The organism is Heliomarina sp. (genome assembly GCF_052826185.1).
On the sequence record NZ_JBRBUI010000044.1, the window covers coordinates 1 to 15,561 of the forward strand.

Consider the following 15,561-nt stretch of genomic DNA (forward strand, 5'->3'; position numbering starts at 1 on the left):
CAGCCGCCGAATGTTGACGCTGTCGAAGGTGCCTGGGTTCACGTCGAATATCCTTTGGTTTATTGTTTCGAGAATACTCTGCATCTTAAGTCAGATGAAAGCGGACCCTCTATAATGGGCACCGAACGGCAGCTTTGTCCGGATGGTGTTGAAAAACTCGAGCCGAATTTCCGGCCGGCGAGTCAGGCATAGCGTTCCTGCTGATGTCTCACGCCGGTGACGGCCTCAGCTTGGCGAGTTTGCGGAGGTTCTGGACGGTTGCGGCTATGTGGAACTCGTCCTTGGCGCCGTTCGGTCCTCGAAGGCGAAGGCGGTCGAGACCGGGTATACGCTTGAGGTGGGCGAAGAGCATCTCGACTTTCTTCCTGGCATAGCCCGACGCAACATATGCGTCGGTCGTGGCGATCTCCCGCGCCTTTTGGCGCGCGTGCTCGTGTCTTGACCGAGAGATTTTGCGGGTCGTCTGATTGGGCGTGCATCGGGGTTTCAGGGCGCAGGCGGCGCAATCCTGTTTTCGGGCCAAGTATTTTTTGAAGCCGTCCTTTCCGAACTCTGGTCGCCCCTTCGAGATGTCCCGCCAGTAGGGCTTCAGCGCATGGCCTCCGGGGCAGTGGTACTCGTCTGCCGCTTCATCGTAGGCGAAGTCGGTGGCCGGATAAGCGCCGTCCTTGCGCTCGGATTTGTCCCTATCGGCAGATTGCTTCGCAATCGCCTGTCGGGCAGTGGAAGACCGGGATGTGCGGTTCAATGTTCTGTTCGTCGACGAGCCAGCCGAGCATCTCGGCCGTGCCGTAGGCCGTATCCGCGGCCAGCGTGTCCGGATGAAAGTCGAACCGCTCTCTGGTTCTCGTCAGCATGTCACGCACGGCGCAGACCTCGGCCTGCCGGATCGGAACGGTAGCCTCGACGTCGACGATGATCGCGTTATCCAGAACCACCAAGTAGTTGGTGCTATAAGCGAAGAAGGGTCTATCACCGTTGGCTCCGGTAAACCGTGCGGCCGGATCGGTAGGCGAGATCGCCTTCGGCTTCATGGGCGTGGCTGCGCCGAAAGCGTTCGCGCATTCTCTCGAACCAGTGGCGTTCCTGCGCTCACCATCGAGGGTGTCGAGGTATTCCTGCGTTGCTCGGCTGGCCCCGTCTTCCGCCGACCATTCCGAGAAATCCGCTTTGGTATAACGGCTGGCATCCGCCTTGATCAGCGACGCATCCGCTCCGAAGCTCTCGCCACCCACCAGGCCCTCGGCGATGCAGCGCGCCAGCACCGCCTCGAAGAGATGTCGGAACAGATTGCTCTCACGGAACCGTCCGTGCCGGTTCTTCGAGAAGGTCGAATGGTCGGGCACCGGATCGGCCAGGTGCCGACAAAACCAGCGATACGCCAAGTTCAAATGAACCTCCTCGCAAAGCCGCCGTTCCGACCGAATGCCGAAGGCGTAGCCGACAATCAGCATCCGGATCATCAGCTCGGGATCTATCGATGGCCGACCCGTCGTGCTGTAGAAAGGCCCGAGATGGTGGCGCATGTCACCGAGTTCGACGAAACGATCGATGCGCCTGAGCAAATGATCCTCCGGGACATGGTCTTCTATCGTGAACTCGTAGAACAGCGCGCCTTGCGCAACCTGCCTCAACCCCATCATCGTCAGCTCTCCCATGCCTCACGTGAAGTGAATCAGCAGCCAAGACATCACTCAAGTGTAGTTTTTCAACACCATCCGGACGTTCCTGACATTCGCTGCAAAGGCTCGATGTGTGCCGCGATTGCGAGGGGTCCGACCGAAAGGGCGGTTTCCGGACCTTCGCTGCTGCGACGATCCAATCGCCGAGCAAGGGTGGATGCCGACATTCAGAGCACACCAAGATCGGGGTTTGCTCTGCATCGCCGCATGGCGGCGCCGAGCCCATTGCGGACGCTGCCGAGCACGCTCCTCAGTTTGGCGACCGCGATAGTGCCGCCCAGCTCGTATGAAATCGATCCGGTCATCCCGACCGTTGTAGGGGGGGGCTGGCCCATGGTTTTGTTTTCTCTATTGGATTCAGTTGGCTCTTAATGACGGTTCGTTGCCATCGCTGCAGGGGTCATTCGCTTATGCTGAGCGCTAACAGGCCTTAAACCCAAATTGGCCTTGCATCTCGACATGATTCGTAACACATATAGTTACATGAAACGTGATAGTCGCCTCTCACTCGTGCTTCACGCGCTGCTGCATATGGCCGAGCGCGATGTTTCCATGACCTCAGAACAACTTGCTGCTTGTCTCCAAACAAACCCGGTCGTTGTTCGGCGAACCCTGGGATTATTGCGCCGAGCAGGCATCGTGGCCTCGGAGCGGGGGCATGCGGGTGGATGGTATATCGCCGCTGATCTGGCTGAGATCACCCTCAGAGATCTGCACGTCGCTCTGGGACAACCGCAGATTTTCGCGATTGGCAATCGCGATGAGATGCCGGTTTGTCTCGTTGAACAGGTGGTCAATGCGTCACTGAACGATGCCTTTGCCGAAGCAGAGGCGCTCCTCTTGAGCCGACTAGAGGGCGTTACTCTTCAGCAGCTGGCGACGGACTTCGCCCAGCGGTTTGCCGACCGGGAACAACAGGACAGGGAGGACAAGAATGTCTCATGATGTCATCATCGTCGGCGGTGGATACGCGGGAATGGCAGCTGCGCTTCAACTGTTGCGCGCGCGCCGCAAGGTCTGCGTGGTCGATAGTTGTCAACGGCGCAACCGGTTCGCCAGCCAATCCCATGGCTTTTTAGGGCAGGACGGCATATCCCCCGATCGGATTGCCGCGGATGCCCGCGCGCAGCTGGAAGCCTATCCAACCCTCGAATGGCACGAGTCCCGGGCGCTTTCTCTACATGGAGTACGCGATGCCTTCGTCGTCCAGCTGGAGGACAAAACTGAGATCCGCGGGCGCCGCGTCCTGTTTGCCACCGGCGTCCGTGACATCCTGCCCGAGATCGACGGCCTTGGCTCCAAATGGGGGAAGTCCGTTTTCCACTGTCCGTACTGCCATGGGTATGAACTGAACGAAGGTCGGATTGGTGTCATAGGCAACGGTCCCATGTCCGCTCATCAGGCCGAGCTTCTTTCCGAATGGGGGAATGTGACGCTCTTCACCAACCGGGCCGTCACGCTTAAAGATCCCAGCAGGCAATCCCTTCTGCAGCGTGGTGTCGTGCTTGAGGAGACGTCGATCCTGAAGATCGAGGGCGAAGCCGACGTTCAGCTGGTGGACGGTCGGATGATCCCTTTCGCAGCGCTGTTTGTCGCGACAACCGTGACGCCGGCCAGCCCGCTCCATCTACAAGTCGGGTGTCAGACCACTGAAACGCCGATCGGTCTCATGATCTCGACGGATGAGACCAAACAGACTTCGGTTCCGGGGATCTACGCTTGTGGAGATGTTGCCCGGATTCCGCATTCCGTCTCGCTTTCTGTCGGGGATGGAGCGCTGGCAGGCATGCAGCTGCATCGCTCGCTGGTCTGGCCCGAGTGATGCTCGAAATCCAACAGGGCTAATGCGCGGCAAGCGCTGGAAGACAATGCGAAAGGACACACCATGAAACTCTATGAACTTGCATGGGGCCTCTACCCGCGCCGTGTTGCCATCTACCTTGCTGAAAAGGGATTGGCCGAGATCGAGCGCATCGCCTTTGACGCCATGCAAGAGTGGCCACCCGCCGAACTGAAATCCGTCAGCCCTTCCGGAACCGTCCCGATCCTCATCCCCGATGGTGGCCCGGCAATCCGGCAGTCGGTCGCTATTCTCGAGTATCTCGAAGAAATACATCCCAGCCCTGGCATGCTTGGCCGGACGGCGCGGGATCGCGCACGTACCCGTGAACTTATGTCCGTCATCGACGAAGCCTGCATTCACTTCGGCACCTGGTGCCACAATGCAAGCCCGGTTTTCGCAATGCGCGAGCCGCAGAGTCATGATGCTGCTCGCGTGGCGCGAGATGCCTTCTTCCATCACGTGGCCATTCTCGAGGTATTGGTCTCAGAGACCAGCGGACCATTCCTGGCAGGAGATGAAGTCACCGTCGCCGATTGCATGGCGATGGCAACTTTTCAATTTGCAAACAGGTTCTACGGGGTAACGCTGCCGGAAGACTGCCCGGCCTTGGACCGCTGGTACGAAGACTTCAGCCAGCGTGCGAGTGCAACACCTCCGGAATATCCGAAGGTGCTTCATGACATGGCCTATGGGTTGCCAGGCATCCAGCTTTCCAAAGCCGCATGATATCATTTATCTGCGAGCCTCTTTGCTCTGATCTCCGGTAAGATGTTTGTGGATCAATGCCGTCCTTAGCAACTCAGCACCAAACGGCGACTTTATCAGCATCGGTGGGGTGGCGCTGACGCAAGGTGCATCAGGCTCCTGGGTTTGGTGCGGTCTTGAACGACCGCCAACGTGATCTGCGCTGCGGCTGCGAGTAACTCCTTCGTCATGCTGTAATTGCACCAGCTAATCGCCGAATGGCCGGAAAGTCCCGCACAGCGTACCTTGGCCGTAGAAAAATGCTGCGCGACGCATGAACGACTGGTTCGGTGGAGCTGCGCCGCAGCGAGGTCGGCCAGCCCCAAGGTCGGGTTAGGGCCGGAGGCGACGGCGCGTTAGGAGCGACCAATCGTTTGGCCGCGCAGCGCAGCGAAGGTCCGCTTCGAGCCCACTTTTCCTGATGCTGCATAGATCATGAAGGACTGCTAAGCAGGTGTTTGGTACGCTCGAAGCTGGCGGATAAATGTTTCAAAAAAGGGGGCCAATTGAAAGTCATAGCTCTAACTGGATTGGTTGCCGCACTCCTACTGCCTCTGGCGGTGTTTGGGGTGTTTGGCTTCCAAAAATGGAAGCGATACTATGGCGCTGATAGCACTGTTTCTGGTTACTTTTTCCGATACGTTTCCGGGAAAACGGCCACCGATTATCCTTGGAAGGTCTATGTCCTGAAAATCGGAATTTTTTTGGGCTGGATCATAGTCGTTACTTCGCTCTGGACATGAACGTCGGTGCCATCTTCGAATCATCCAGATCAAATTGGTTGAGACGCGACCTTTCAACTGGTTCGGCTAAATGGCAGCTTCGTCCGCACTGTCGGCATTAGTCAGAGCCCGGGGATAGTTCAGAAAACCCGCAGTCGAGGCCATAGCCAACGGAAAGGCATTGAACTAGCGTGATGACGAGGGAGACAATTTGCCGGATTTAGTGTCACGAGTTGGGGGATTTTGGACGTCGCAGCATCGGTGGCGTTGGCTGCTAGTGTCTGCTTATTGGTGACAATCTCTGCCGATGTTTTCACGCCTCCATCCGATACAGTCGGGACACATCCTCGCTATCTAACTGGTTTGGCAAATGCGGCCATGCTTTTAGGACTGCTTTTCATGCCGACCATATGTTGTGCAATCGCATGGCCTATCCATGTTCGCCAAAAGCGCCGTGGGCAGCCGGTTTTCGGCTGGCTGCGCTTTGTGGTTTTGGCATCTGCGGCGTGGACATTCTTTGTCTTTGCGGCTTTGAGCGGCAGCTGATCTGATTAGTGGCAGCTTTGTCAGCATAACCGACCTTCCCGAGCCCGGGAACCGTTGGAATCTTTGCTGCCGTGCGGAGAAGGTCGGGTTTGAGCCCAATTTGGCGGATGCTGCATTTACCAGGAATGACTGCTTCGCCGCTCCGACTGCAATTCGCTGTACGGACAGACATCATCTTCGAACGGCACATGCCGACGGCGAAAACCTGTGTCGTCCATCGCTACCGGATTGCTGATCCTGTCCATCCTGAAATGCCGGAAATCGTCACGCGTCTGGTCCCAGCCGACGAGATACCACAGCGGCGGCAGGATTAGCATGGCTTGCGGCTCCACCTCGCGCCGGGTCTTGCGCCCTTTCGCATCCCGATAATCGAACCGGATGAGGTGGCGCCCCAGGAACGCCCGTTCAAAAGCCGGGAGCAGGTCCGGGTCCATCCTGCCCATGTCGGACAGATCCTGAAGCGGCGACACCTGACCGATATGCAGGCAATCCAGGAAGTTTCGAAGATCCTTCACCTTGTCCTAAGGAAGGGCCTTCTCAATCTTGGCAAGGCCCGCATCGGCGAGTTCGGAGAACGGAAGGTTGCCAGCTGCCCGCATCGCCGCGACACTGATCAACAGGGCAAAGACCTCCGGCACCGTCAGCTTCGCGCTCGTCTGAACGGACTGCGGATCAAGTTGCAGCCCGCCACCGCGCCCGACATCGGAATGGATGACATAACCCGCGTCACGTAGGGCAGAGATGTCGCGCAAAACAGTGCGGCGGGACGCACCCACCTCCTCGGCCAGCGCATCAATCGTGGACGTGTCGTTGCGGCGAAGGGTGCGCACGATAGCGTCATGTCTGAGTCTCACATTCATATCGGCACACTATCAAAAATGGTGCCATATTTTGGCACTGCTTCCTTCTACACCGATTCCGGCAACTGAGAACAAGGAGATTGCGAGATGGAACGGACAGCTGTGAACCCGTGGGACTGGTCGATCAAGCTTGGCTACAATCAGGCCGAAGTGATCGACAGCGCGACGCGGCAAGTGATCTGCGCCGGTCAGACCTCAGTGGATGGTGAAGGCAATCCGCAGCATTTCGGCGACATGCGCGCGCAGATCAGCCTGGCGCTCGACAACTTGGAAGCGGTCCTGAAAGGCGCGGGCATGAACCTGGGCAACGTGGTCAAGCTGGGCGTCTATGCCACTGACGTGGACGAAGCGCTGAAGAATTTCGATCTGATGGGCATGCGGTTCGGTCCTCACCAAGTGGCCCCGCCGATGACGTTGCTGGGCGTGACACGTCTGGCCATCCCCGGACTGCTGTTCGAGATTGAAGCGACAGCAGCGGCCTGACATCCACCAATGCGGCCATTGAGCGGGACGCCATCAATGGCCGCTTGGTCCCGCATTGCGGACCTCGGGCCTGAAGACGATGCTGCACGTTGCCGCGAAGGGTCGGTTCGGGGAAGCTGCGACGCAGCGAGTACCAGCCTGGCGAATGTCCGGATAGGGCCGGTCACGTCGCTCCAGCAGGCGACGCCACCGCAACTTTGCAAAGGGCGCTTTCTGCGCATCGCGGCCGTTCGTGCGGGACGCAGCGAAGGTCGTTTGTCCGCCCATTCTTTGGAAAAGCAACGTGTTGCCTGCGCAGAAAATGACGGTACGAACTGAGCGCGAGTGCCTCTCTTGTAGACTTTGCGCGTTTGCTGCAGTGCAGGAAAGATCTTGACTAATTCGCGAAGGATTTGGGCGGTTGCGGCGAGGAGAAATTCGTCATTTGCACCGCATGGCCCACGTAGTCGTAGCCTGCCCAACCCGGGGAATCGTTTTGAGGTGGGCAAAGAGAATCTCGACCTTTTGGTGGAGCCGCATTGAGATCGCATTTTGTTTCGCCTTTGCGATGTCGCGGGCAACATGACCGGCATCTTCGTGCTCTTCGCGCATAATCTTGCGGGCATCGGCTTTTGGTCAGCATTTCATTTTCGATGGACAGGCTTGGCAGGTGTGCTTCAACGCCTGATATTTGGCGATAGCTTTGCCAGTCGGATCACGGTTCGGGTCCGAGTAAATGCGCCGAAACTGCCTGAGTGGCTCGCCTTCAGGTCAGATGTACTGTTTGCTCTCAGGGTCCTAATTAAAGTCAGTGCGGCTCCATGTGCCTTCTGTACGGCCTACTTTGTCCAGCACAGGAATGCGGGGATTGATTTCACGATCAACCAGCCATCCCAGCATCGGCCCTGACCCATAGGCGCTGCCTGCGGTAAGCCTTTCTGGGTCAATATCATGACGCTTTCTTTAGATCAGACCCAGCATGGAACGCACAAAGACTTTGATACAAAACGATGGCAATCCTATGCGAGTTAAAGAGGCAACTTGACCCAGAACTCGCTACCTACGTCAACGACGATAGATGTTGCAGCGTGTAGCATCCAAGCGAAATTAGGTTGGCGGGCTTTTTGGCGGGTGCGCTAAAAGCATCGTCAATTTAATTAATCTTTTCAGATGGTAGTGGCGGACCGAGGAGGATTCGAACCCCCGACCCCTTGATTCGTAGTCAAGTACTCTATCCAGCTGAGCTATCGGTCCACTGAGGGCGGGATGTAGACAAGGCGCGGGGGGTTTGCAACCCCCGATTTGAAGTTAAATGATGTCTTGCCCTTTGGGCAGCCGGATCTCGAAGGTTGTGCCTTCATCCGTCGAGGTGACCAGCCGCAACGCGCCGCCGTGACCGCGTACCAGTTCGGATGCAATCGCAAGGCCCAAGCCGGACCCGCCCTTGCGTGCACCACCCTGAAAAGGCTGGAAAAGATGTTCCCGGGCCTTGGCGGGTAGCCCGGGACCGGTGTCGGAAACGGTGATATACCATGCCTCTTCGGTATCCCGCGCCGAGATTGTCACGACGCCGTTGCGGCGAGCGGAGATCAGCGCCTGATGCGCGTTGCGTACGAGATTCAGAATCACCCTGAACAACTGCTCGGGATCGGCACGAAGCATCATGTCGCCTGGTACATCCCGTGTCAGGGTGCTGCCGCTGTCTTCGACGGCGATGCTTTCGCTGGCGATCACGTCATCCACGACCGAAACCAGACGCACCATTGACAAGGTCGGCCCGGGCTCTTCGGCCCGGCCGAAAGCCAGCGTACTTTCGCAGAGCGAAATCGCCCGGGCAATCGAATTCACGAGCTTGGGCGCCATGCGACGCACCAGCGGATCCTCGCTGGTCTCGATCCGGTCGGTGAAGAGCTGTGCCGAAGCGAGGATATTGCGCAGGTCATGGCTCACGCGGGCGACGGCGCCACCCAGTTGCGCAAGCCGTTCCTTTTGCCGCAGCGCATGGGTCAATTCGGTCTGGAGACCGTAAAGTGCCTCTTCGGCTTCACGCAATTCCCGGATACCTGCGCCGGGCTCGATGATCCCCCGCGAATCTTCGGGGTCCGCCGCATAGCGTTTCATATTGCCGATCACGCGCTTGATCGGCTTGACCAGCAACATGCGCACCGCAAGGAACAGCAGCATCGCTGCAATCAGCGAGATGATGACAGAGAGGGTCAGAACGCGAATGCCGTAATCGATCATGCCCTGCCGCAAGGGGCCGGATTCCATCGTTATTTCAATAAGAAGCCCGGCGTCGCGAACCGGTGCGCCGATAACCCGGATGATCTGGTTCCCCGGCGTCACCAGCCGTTTCAGCGCGTCCTTCATCAGACCCAGCGCGCTGGATTCGCGCATGTCGAAGGTTTCGGAGATTGAATCCGGGATGGGCGAGGACAGCACCAGTTGCCGCATTTCATCGCGCCGAAGAACGACGTTGAACACCTCGGCGTTTTCCAGAAGCTCGGCCTCCAGATCCATGTCGATCATATCGTCGGCCAGCAGCGCCAGCGATGCGATCTGTGCGCGTTCGAGCCGGTCGCTCAGGTAGACTTCACGGTATCGCGATACCGAAGGCACGAGAATGAAAATCTCGGCCAGCATCACGAACAGCGTGGTCAAAACCAGAATGCGCCCGGACAGCGTGTTCAGCATCAAGCCAGTTCCATCTTCAGGGCAGCCATCTCTGAATAGCCCCAACCACGAGTTTGACCGTTTTGTTACCAAACAGTTTAGGTGAGAAATAGGCCCCGGCGGCACGTTTGCTGATTTCACCGATGATCGGATAGGGCGAGACCATGCCCGCGATCTGCGACATCTTCATCTTGTTCGCCAGAACCAGCGCCCAGAGGTTGATGTGCTCGCCCGCCTGATGCCCGACGATAGAGGCTCCCACCGGGCGCCCCTTGACCACCACCACCTTGATCATCCCTTCCGTTTTGCGTTCGGCCTGGGCACGGTCATTTTCGGCGTATGAAAACCGTACACATTCTGTCTGATCTCCGTACATCGCACGTGCACCCTCTTCGGTAAGGCCGATCTGCGCCAGTTCCGGGTCGCAATAGGTCACCTGCGGGATGTGATCGGTCTTGGCCTTGGACGGCAGTGCAAAAAGCAGCGACCGGATCACGACTCCGGCGTGATAACCGGCCACGTGGGTGAACTGCATACCGCCCGCCACGTCGCCGATAGCATAGACGCGGCGGTTTGTGGTGCGCAGGCCGTCATCGGTGCGGATGCCCTTGTCGGCCGTCTCGACTCCGGCCGCCCCGAGGTTCAACTTTTCAATGTTCGAAACGCGACCCACTGCGACCAGAAGGTGTGAGCCGGTGAACACCCGGCCGTCTTCGCAGCTGACCCGAATGCCTTCGTCGACCTGCTGAACAGAGGAGACCTTGGCCTCTTCGACGATATCTGCACCTTCCCCGGTCAGCGCATCTGTGACGTAACGCACCAGTTCCGGGTCTCCCCTGCCCAGCACCTTGCTGCCTTCGATCACCGTGACCCGCGCGCCTAGACGGCGATGCGCCTGCGCCATTTCCATTCCGATCGGGCCGCCTCCGATAATCAGCAGATGTTCCGGCTTTTCGCGCAGATCGAACAGCGTCTCGTTGGTCAGGTATTCAACACTGTCCAAGCCTTTGATCGGCGGCACCATCGGGCGCGAGCCGGTGGCGATGACGATGCGTCTGGCTGAAATGATCGTATCCCCGGCCTGCACCTCGTTTTCCGAGATGAAATGGCCGAATTCGCGGATGACCTTTACGCCCAGCCCCTCGAACCGCTCTTCGCTGTCGACAGGCGCGATGGTGTCGATCACCCCGGCGACATGTTGCATGACAGCTTTGTAGTCGACATCGGGCTTTACGTTAGCCACACCGAAGGGTGCCGAATGCGCCTGCTGATGGGCGGCCTTGGCGCTGGCAATCAGGGCTTTGGACGGGACGCAGCCATAGTTCAGACAATCGCCGCCCATCTTGTGGCCTTCAAGCAGGACCACTTTGGCCCCCATCTGAACCGCACCGGATGCAACCGAAAGCCCGGCGGAACCGGCACCGATCACGAGGATATCCGTCTTTATCCGTTCCATTCTCAAACCCCTTTTCCGCCCCGAAATGCCTTGATGACCATTGGGAGCGCCGCAAGGGCGCAAAGACCAAGGATCGGACCGATGATCCGCGGCTCCCACAACAGGGAAAGATCGGGGGTCTCCCCTCGGTCGAAAACCGCGCCAAGGCCGCCGCCAATGGAGGTGAAGACCAACGCGCCGGGAATGATGCCCAGCGCCGTGGTCCAGAAGAAATTCGCGAACCGCACCCCGACCAGCGCTGGCAGCAGATTGGCCACGAAAAAGGGAACGGCAGGCACCAGCCGCAACAATAGCATCACACTGATCTCATTTTCGCGCAGTCCTTCGCGCAACCGGCGTAGCCGCCCTTCGGAGGCGTCGATCTTGGCGCTCAGCGCCGCACCCAGCCCCCAGCGCGCGGCAAGGAATATGACCGAGGCCCCGATGGTAGCGGATAGGACGTTCAGCGCCGTGCCCAGCGGCAGTCCGAACAAAAAGCCACCCGTCACCGATGCAACCGCCGCACCGGGCAGGGAAAAGGAAACGATGGTCACGTAGATCGCCACGAAAACCGCACCCAGAAGCAGCGGGTTGTCGCGCTGGAACTGCAGCAGCGATTCCCGGTTGTCGCGCAGGGTCTCGAAACTCAGGTAATCGCGCAGGGTAAAGGCACCGATCAGCGCGACCGCAGCGATGATGGCGATGGGTATGTACCGCCGCCACCCCGGAGACTGCATCGATTCTGCCATTGATCTGCCCTTGCCTCGCTTTTGTCCGCCCGGATTCTTCATGCTGCAATCGCCAGGGCTGGAACAGGGGATTGACGTTTCTTTGATCAAATATGGGTTTGCGAAGCGAAATTTCCCGAATAACTTGAGGAATAAGGGGAATTGCCGCCTCTGAAACGGCGAAATGTTTCACGCGCTGTCGATTTCTCTGCCGAAGGGTTTGACTTGCCGTGAAACCCACAGTAGAGACCGGGCTTCTTATACCCGGGGTCCGGCGAATCCGCGCCACATCCCGCCCGAAACTGGAGAGAGCGCCATGAAACGCACCTTTCAACCTTCTAATCTTGTCCGCAAGCGGCGGCACGGCTTTCGTGCGCGCATGGCTACCAAAGCCGGCCGCAAGATCCTGAACGCACGTCGCGCCCGCGGCCGCAAGGAACTGAGCGCGTAAACAACGCGCCTCGGGAACGGATTGACGTGGCACCGCCGGAGGTTTTCCGCGCTGGACCAACCAGCACTGGGAAACGACCTCCGGCGGTGCCTCTTTTATTGTCCGGAACCCGGCACGCTCGCCGACTGAATGCGGATTACTCCCGCAGGCAGGAGGCTGTGCGATGAGTTCCGGACTTGCCATTCTGAAGAAACGCGCCGATTTCCTCGCCGCCGCCCGTGCGAGGCGACAGGGCACGTCTTCGATGATGGTACAGGCCCGCAAGCGGCCCGAAGATGATGACGGCATTCGTGTCGGGTTCACCTGTTCCAAAAAGGTCGGCAATGCCGTGGCCCGCAACCGTGCCAAGCGCCGGTTGCGCGAAGCGGCGCGGCTGGTCCTGCCCGATGCGGGACAAAGTGGTTGGGATTACGTGCTGATCGGACGGGCCGGTGCAACGGCCGAACGCGATTTCACCGACCTTCAGAACGACCTGCGCTATGCGCTGCGCAAGCTGCATGCCCGCCCATGACCCCGCTTGGCCATATCGTCGCCCTGCCCGTACGGGCCTATCGGCTGATATTCTCGCCCTGGGTCGGCTTCAATTGCCGCTACCAGCCGACGTGCTCGGCCTATGCGCTGGAAGCGATTGAAAAGCATGGCGGGCTGAAAGGCGGCTGGCTTGCCCTGCGCCGGATCGGACGCTGTCACCCTCTGGGCGGGTCCGGCATCGACAACGTGCCCTAACAATCATCACGCGCCCTTGCCCGGACCGGGGCGCTCGACTAAAGCTCGCACATGCTGGACGATAACGACGATATACATCCACTTTTTGCCGGGGCGCCGTCGAGCACCGCGTTCAAAAAGCTGCGCAAACGCATCGTGCGGCAGACGCGCGAAGCCATCGAACAATATGGCATGATCGAACGCGGCGCGCGCTGGCTCGTCTGCCTCTCTGGCGGCAAGGACAGCTACACCCTGCTTGCCGTCCTGCATGAACTGCAATGGCGCGGGTTGCTGCCGGTAGACATTCTCGCCTGCAACCTAGATCAGGGTCAGCCGGGTTTTCCGGCAACCGTGCTGCCCGAATTCCTCGAAAAAATGGGCGTCCCCCATCGGATCGAATATCAGGACACCTATTCGATCGTGATGGACAAGATCCCGCAGGGCCGGACCTTTTGCGCGCTCTGCTCGCGGTTGCGGCGCGGCAATCTCTACCGGATCGCACGCGAGGAAGGCTGCTCTGCCGTGGTGCTTGGCCATCATCGGGACGACATCCTCGAAACCTTCTTCATGAACCTGTTCCACGGCGGACGTCTTGCGACCATGCCGCCCAAGCTCTTGAACGAAGAGGGCGATCTGTTCGTGTATCGCCCCCTCGCCCACGTGGCCGAGGCGGATTGCGAGCGGTTTTCCCGCGATATGAACTATCCGATCATTCCCTGCGATCTCTGCGGCAGCCAGGACGGGCTGCAACGCCAGCAGGTCAAGCAGATCCTTGATACATGGGAAGCCAACAGCCCCGGCCGCCGTCAGGTCATGTTCCGGGCGCTGATGAATGCCCGGCCCTCGCACCTGCTCGACCCGCAGCTTTTCGATTTCGCAGGGCTGATGAGGGATACAGCGAAAATTCCCGACTAATTCGTCGCAAAAATCCCCAGGACGTTAACCGGGCGGTGATCGGGCCTGCCTAGTGTCACTTGGTGCAAGCTGCATCAAGAAGGGTAGGACATGCGAATTCCCGACAGCCTGGTAAAACTGCGGGACTGGATTGCACCGATGATCTCGGGGCCATCGTCGATTGCCTTTCTCCCGGCCATCTCGCTTGCCGCCTTCTGGTTCGGTGGAGAAATCGCTCTCCTTTTGACCGCGCTTGGGCTGCCCCTGCTCTTTGCCGCGACCGGGCTTTATTCCCGGCACGGGATCGGCGGCGCGGGCGGGCGTGACCGCATCACCGAGTTGATCATGCGGGACGGGTTTGAACGAATCGCGGCGGATATCTTCGCAAGAACCGGCGCAACACGGCTCAAATCGGTCTGTATTCTGATAGATATCGACCATTATCGCGATCTCGTCGATCTGCACGGGCAGGCGGCGGCGGATCAGGTGGTCGTGCAATGCGGCCAGCGTATCCAGGGCTTTCTGCGGGCCAGCGATACGCTTGCCCGTCTCGGCGACAACCGTTTTGGCGTCTGTACCAGCCCGATACAGCAGCTTGATCTCGAAATCTGCATCAGCCTGGCTGGGCGCATACAGGCCGCGCTCGAAGACCCGATTCAACTGGACGGCATGTCACTCTATCTTTCCTGCTCCATCGGGTTTTGCCAGCGCAGCCGTGCGCCTGGCAAGACTTCCGATGACTGGATCGCCGCAGCCGCGACCGCACTCGCCGACGCCCAGCTGAACGGGCCCTCTGCAATCCGGGCCTTCTCGCTGGAACTGCATCGCCGGGTACGGACCCGGCGCGCGCTGCATGACGAAGCCGCAGATGCCCTCGAAAACGGCCAGATCATAGCCTGGTATCAACCTCAGGTATCTTCGGACACGGGAAAGGTGACGGGGTTCGAGGCGCTTGCACGCTGGAACCACCCCGAACACGGCATGATCCCTCCGAATGAATTCCTGCCGATCCTCGAAGAGGCCAGGTTGGGGGAACGGCTTGGCCAGATCATGTTGCAGCATGCGCTTGGCGCGGTGAAGACCTGGGACGAGGCCGGATTCGATGTCCCAATGGTCGGCGTGAATTTTGCTACGGATGAATTGCGCAACCCGACGCTGGTGGATCGCATAAAATGGGAAATCGACCGGTTCGATCTGACGCCCGAGCGGCTTTGCGTCGAAATACTCGAAACCGTGGTGACAAGCTGCTCTGACGACATGGTCACGCGCAATGTGCTGGGGCTGGGCAAGCTGGGCTGTCACATCGACCTCGACGATTTCGGCACCGGTCATGCCTCGATAGCCTCGATCCGCCGCTTTGCGATCAGCCGGATCAAGATCGACAGATCCTTTGTCCTGCGCGCAGATCTCGACCCTGAACAACAGCGCATGATCGGGGCCATCCTCACCATGGCGGAACGGCTCGGGATCGAAACGCTTGCGGAAGGTGTCGAGACCGCCGGTGAACATGTGATACTGGCACAGCTTGGATGCGATCACGTACAGGGCTTTGGTATCGCGCGGCCGATGCCGTTTGAAAAAACACTCTCTTGGTTGACTGCCCATCGGGTGACGCTGATCGACACCCCGATCCTGCGCCGCGACACCGGCTAATCGCCGAATAAGACTTCAAGGCAGATTGGCTCAACGTCCGCTGGACTCCCCGCGTTATCTGGCGGGAATCTTCGCCCTCGGCACCCGAACGGGGATGACTGCACCGGTCCGTCACATTGCGAACCACGTTCCACAACGGAACCTGACACCCCACCCTCCGACC

The 15,561-nt window shown here is 59.1% G+C and carries 15 protein-coding genes, 1 tRNA gene and 2 pseudogenes; 10 read left to right on the top strand and 8 right to left on the bottom strand.

Features of this window, described 5'->3' with window-relative positions; all coding sequences use genetic code 11:
* Positions 1-192: hypothetical protein (locus ACU0FH_RS11925; RefSeq protein WP_446194813.1), on the top strand; the 192-nt coding region annotated here is incomplete at its 5' end.
* 16 nt (positions 193-208) lie between these two features.
* On the opposite strand, the pseudogene ACU0FH_RS11930 reads toward ACU0FH_RS11925, so the two are convergent.
* Positions 209-1,643, bottom strand: a pseudogene (locus ACU0FH_RS11930) (IS1182 family transposase).
* A 522-nt stretch (positions 1,644-2,165) separates the two neighbouring features.
* On the opposite strand from ACU0FH_RS11930, the gene ACU0FH_RS11935 reads away from it, so the two are divergent.
* From ACU0FH_RS11935 to ACU0FH_RS11945, 3 genes are all read left to right on the top strand, one after another.
* The gene (locus tag ACU0FH_RS11935) at positions 2,166-2,627 is read left to right on the top strand and encodes an RrF2 family transcriptional regulator (protein ID WP_446194814.1); all 462 of its coding nucleotides are present in this window, start codon (positions 2,166-2,168) and stop codon (positions 2,625-2,627) included.
* Positions 2,617-3,504, top strand: a complete 888-nt coding sequence (locus ACU0FH_RS11940; RefSeq protein ID WP_446194815.1) for an NAD(P)/FAD-dependent oxidoreductase — start codon at positions 2,617-2,619, stop codon at positions 3,502-3,504. The genes ACU0FH_RS11935 and ACU0FH_RS11940 overlap by 11 nt, the downstream gene beginning before the upstream one ends.
* Positions 3,505-3,567: 63 nt before the next feature.
* A complete protein-coding gene (locus tag ACU0FH_RS11945; protein ID WP_446194816.1) occupies positions 3,568-4,251 on the top strand; it encodes a glutathione S-transferase family protein in 684 nt (227 codons plus the stop codon).
* A 1,402-nt stretch (positions 4,252-5,653) separates the two neighbouring features.
* Here ACU0FH_RS11945 and ACU0FH_RS11950 read toward each other — a convergent pair.
* On the bottom strand, positions 5,654-6,052 hold the full coding sequence (locus ACU0FH_RS11950; RefSeq protein ID WP_446194817.1) for a helix-turn-helix transcriptional regulator: 399 nt from the start codon (positions 6,050-6,052) through the stop codon (positions 5,654-5,656).
* Between the two features lie 6 nt (positions 6,053-6,058).
* Positions 6,059-6,397 (bottom strand): helix-turn-helix transcriptional regulator, encoded by a 339-nt coding sequence (locus ACU0FH_RS11955; RefSeq protein WP_446194818.1) that lies wholly within the window; start codon positions 6,395-6,397, stop codon positions 6,059-6,061.
* Between the two features lie 87 nt (positions 6,398-6,484).
* Between ACU0FH_RS11955 and ACU0FH_RS11960 the strand changes: the two genes are divergently transcribed.
* On the top strand, positions 6,485-6,880 hold the full coding sequence (locus ACU0FH_RS11960; RefSeq protein ID WP_446194819.1) for a RidA family protein: 396 nt from the start codon (positions 6,485-6,487) through the stop codon (positions 6,878-6,880).
* A gap of 344 nt (positions 6,881-7,224) precedes the next feature.
* On the opposite strand, the pseudogene ACU0FH_RS11965 reads toward ACU0FH_RS11960, so the two are convergent.
* The 5 genes and pseudogenes from ACU0FH_RS11965 to ACU0FH_RS11985 all read right to left on the bottom strand — a co-directional run.
* Positions 7,225-7,822: pseudogene (locus tag ACU0FH_RS11965) on the bottom strand (transposase); the annotation flags it as partial.
* 214 nt (positions 7,823-8,036) lie between these two features.
* A tRNA-Arg gene (locus ACU0FH_RS11970) sits at positions 8,037-8,113 on the bottom strand.
* 54 nt (positions 8,114-8,167) lie between these two features.
* Complete coding sequence (locus ACU0FH_RS11975) at positions 8,168-9,553, bottom strand: sensor histidine kinase (protein WP_446194820.1); 1,386 nt, start codon at positions 9,551-9,553, stop codon at positions 8,168-8,170.
* Between the two features lie 16 nt (positions 9,554-9,569).
* A complete protein-coding gene (locus tag ACU0FH_RS11980; RefSeq protein WP_446194821.1) occupies positions 9,570-10,988 on the bottom strand; it encodes a dihydrolipoyl dehydrogenase family protein in 1,419 nt (472 codons plus the stop codon).
* Between the two features lie 2 nt (positions 10,989-10,990).
* Positions 10,991-11,716: a TVP38/TMEM64 family protein gene (locus tag ACU0FH_RS11985; RefSeq protein ID WP_446194822.1), complete on the bottom strand. Its 726-nt coding sequence runs from the start codon at positions 11,714-11,716 to the stop codon at positions 10,991-10,993.
* Positions 11,717-12,011: 295 nt separating this feature from the next.
* Between ACU0FH_RS11985 and rpmH the strand changes: the two genes are divergently transcribed.
* The 5 genes from rpmH (at position 12,012) to ACU0FH_RS12010 (ending at position 15,398) form a co-directional block, all read left to right on the top strand.
* Positions 12,012-12,146: a 50S ribosomal protein L34 gene (rpmH, locus tag ACU0FH_RS11990; RefSeq protein WP_027241708.1), complete on the top strand. Its 135-nt coding sequence runs from the start codon at positions 12,012-12,014 to the stop codon at positions 12,144-12,146.
* Positions 12,147-12,309: 163 nt separating this feature from the next.
* Complete coding sequence (gene rnpA / locus ACU0FH_RS11995; protein WP_446194823.1) at positions 12,310-12,657, top strand: ribonuclease P protein component; 348 nt, start codon at positions 12,310-12,312, stop codon at positions 12,655-12,657.
* A complete protein-coding gene (yidD, locus tag ACU0FH_RS12000; protein WP_446194825.1) occupies positions 12,654-12,872 on the top strand; it encodes a membrane protein insertion efficiency factor YidD in 219 nt (72 codons plus the stop codon). Before rnpA ends, yidD begins: the two co-directional genes overlap by 4 nt.
* Before the next feature lie 51 nt (positions 12,873-12,923).
* The gene (gene ttcA, locus ACU0FH_RS12005) at positions 12,924-13,766 is read left to right on the top strand and encodes a tRNA 2-thiocytidine(32) synthetase TtcA (protein ID WP_446194826.1); all 843 of its coding nucleotides are present in this window, start codon (positions 12,924-12,926) and stop codon (positions 13,764-13,766) included.
* A 90-nt stretch (positions 13,767-13,856) separates the two neighbouring features.
* Complete coding sequence (locus ACU0FH_RS12010; protein ID WP_446194828.1) at positions 13,857-15,398, top strand: putative bifunctional diguanylate cyclase/phosphodiesterase; 1,542 nt, start codon at positions 13,857-13,859, stop codon at positions 15,396-15,398.
* The last annotated feature ends 163 nt before the right edge of the window (positions 15,399-15,561 follow it).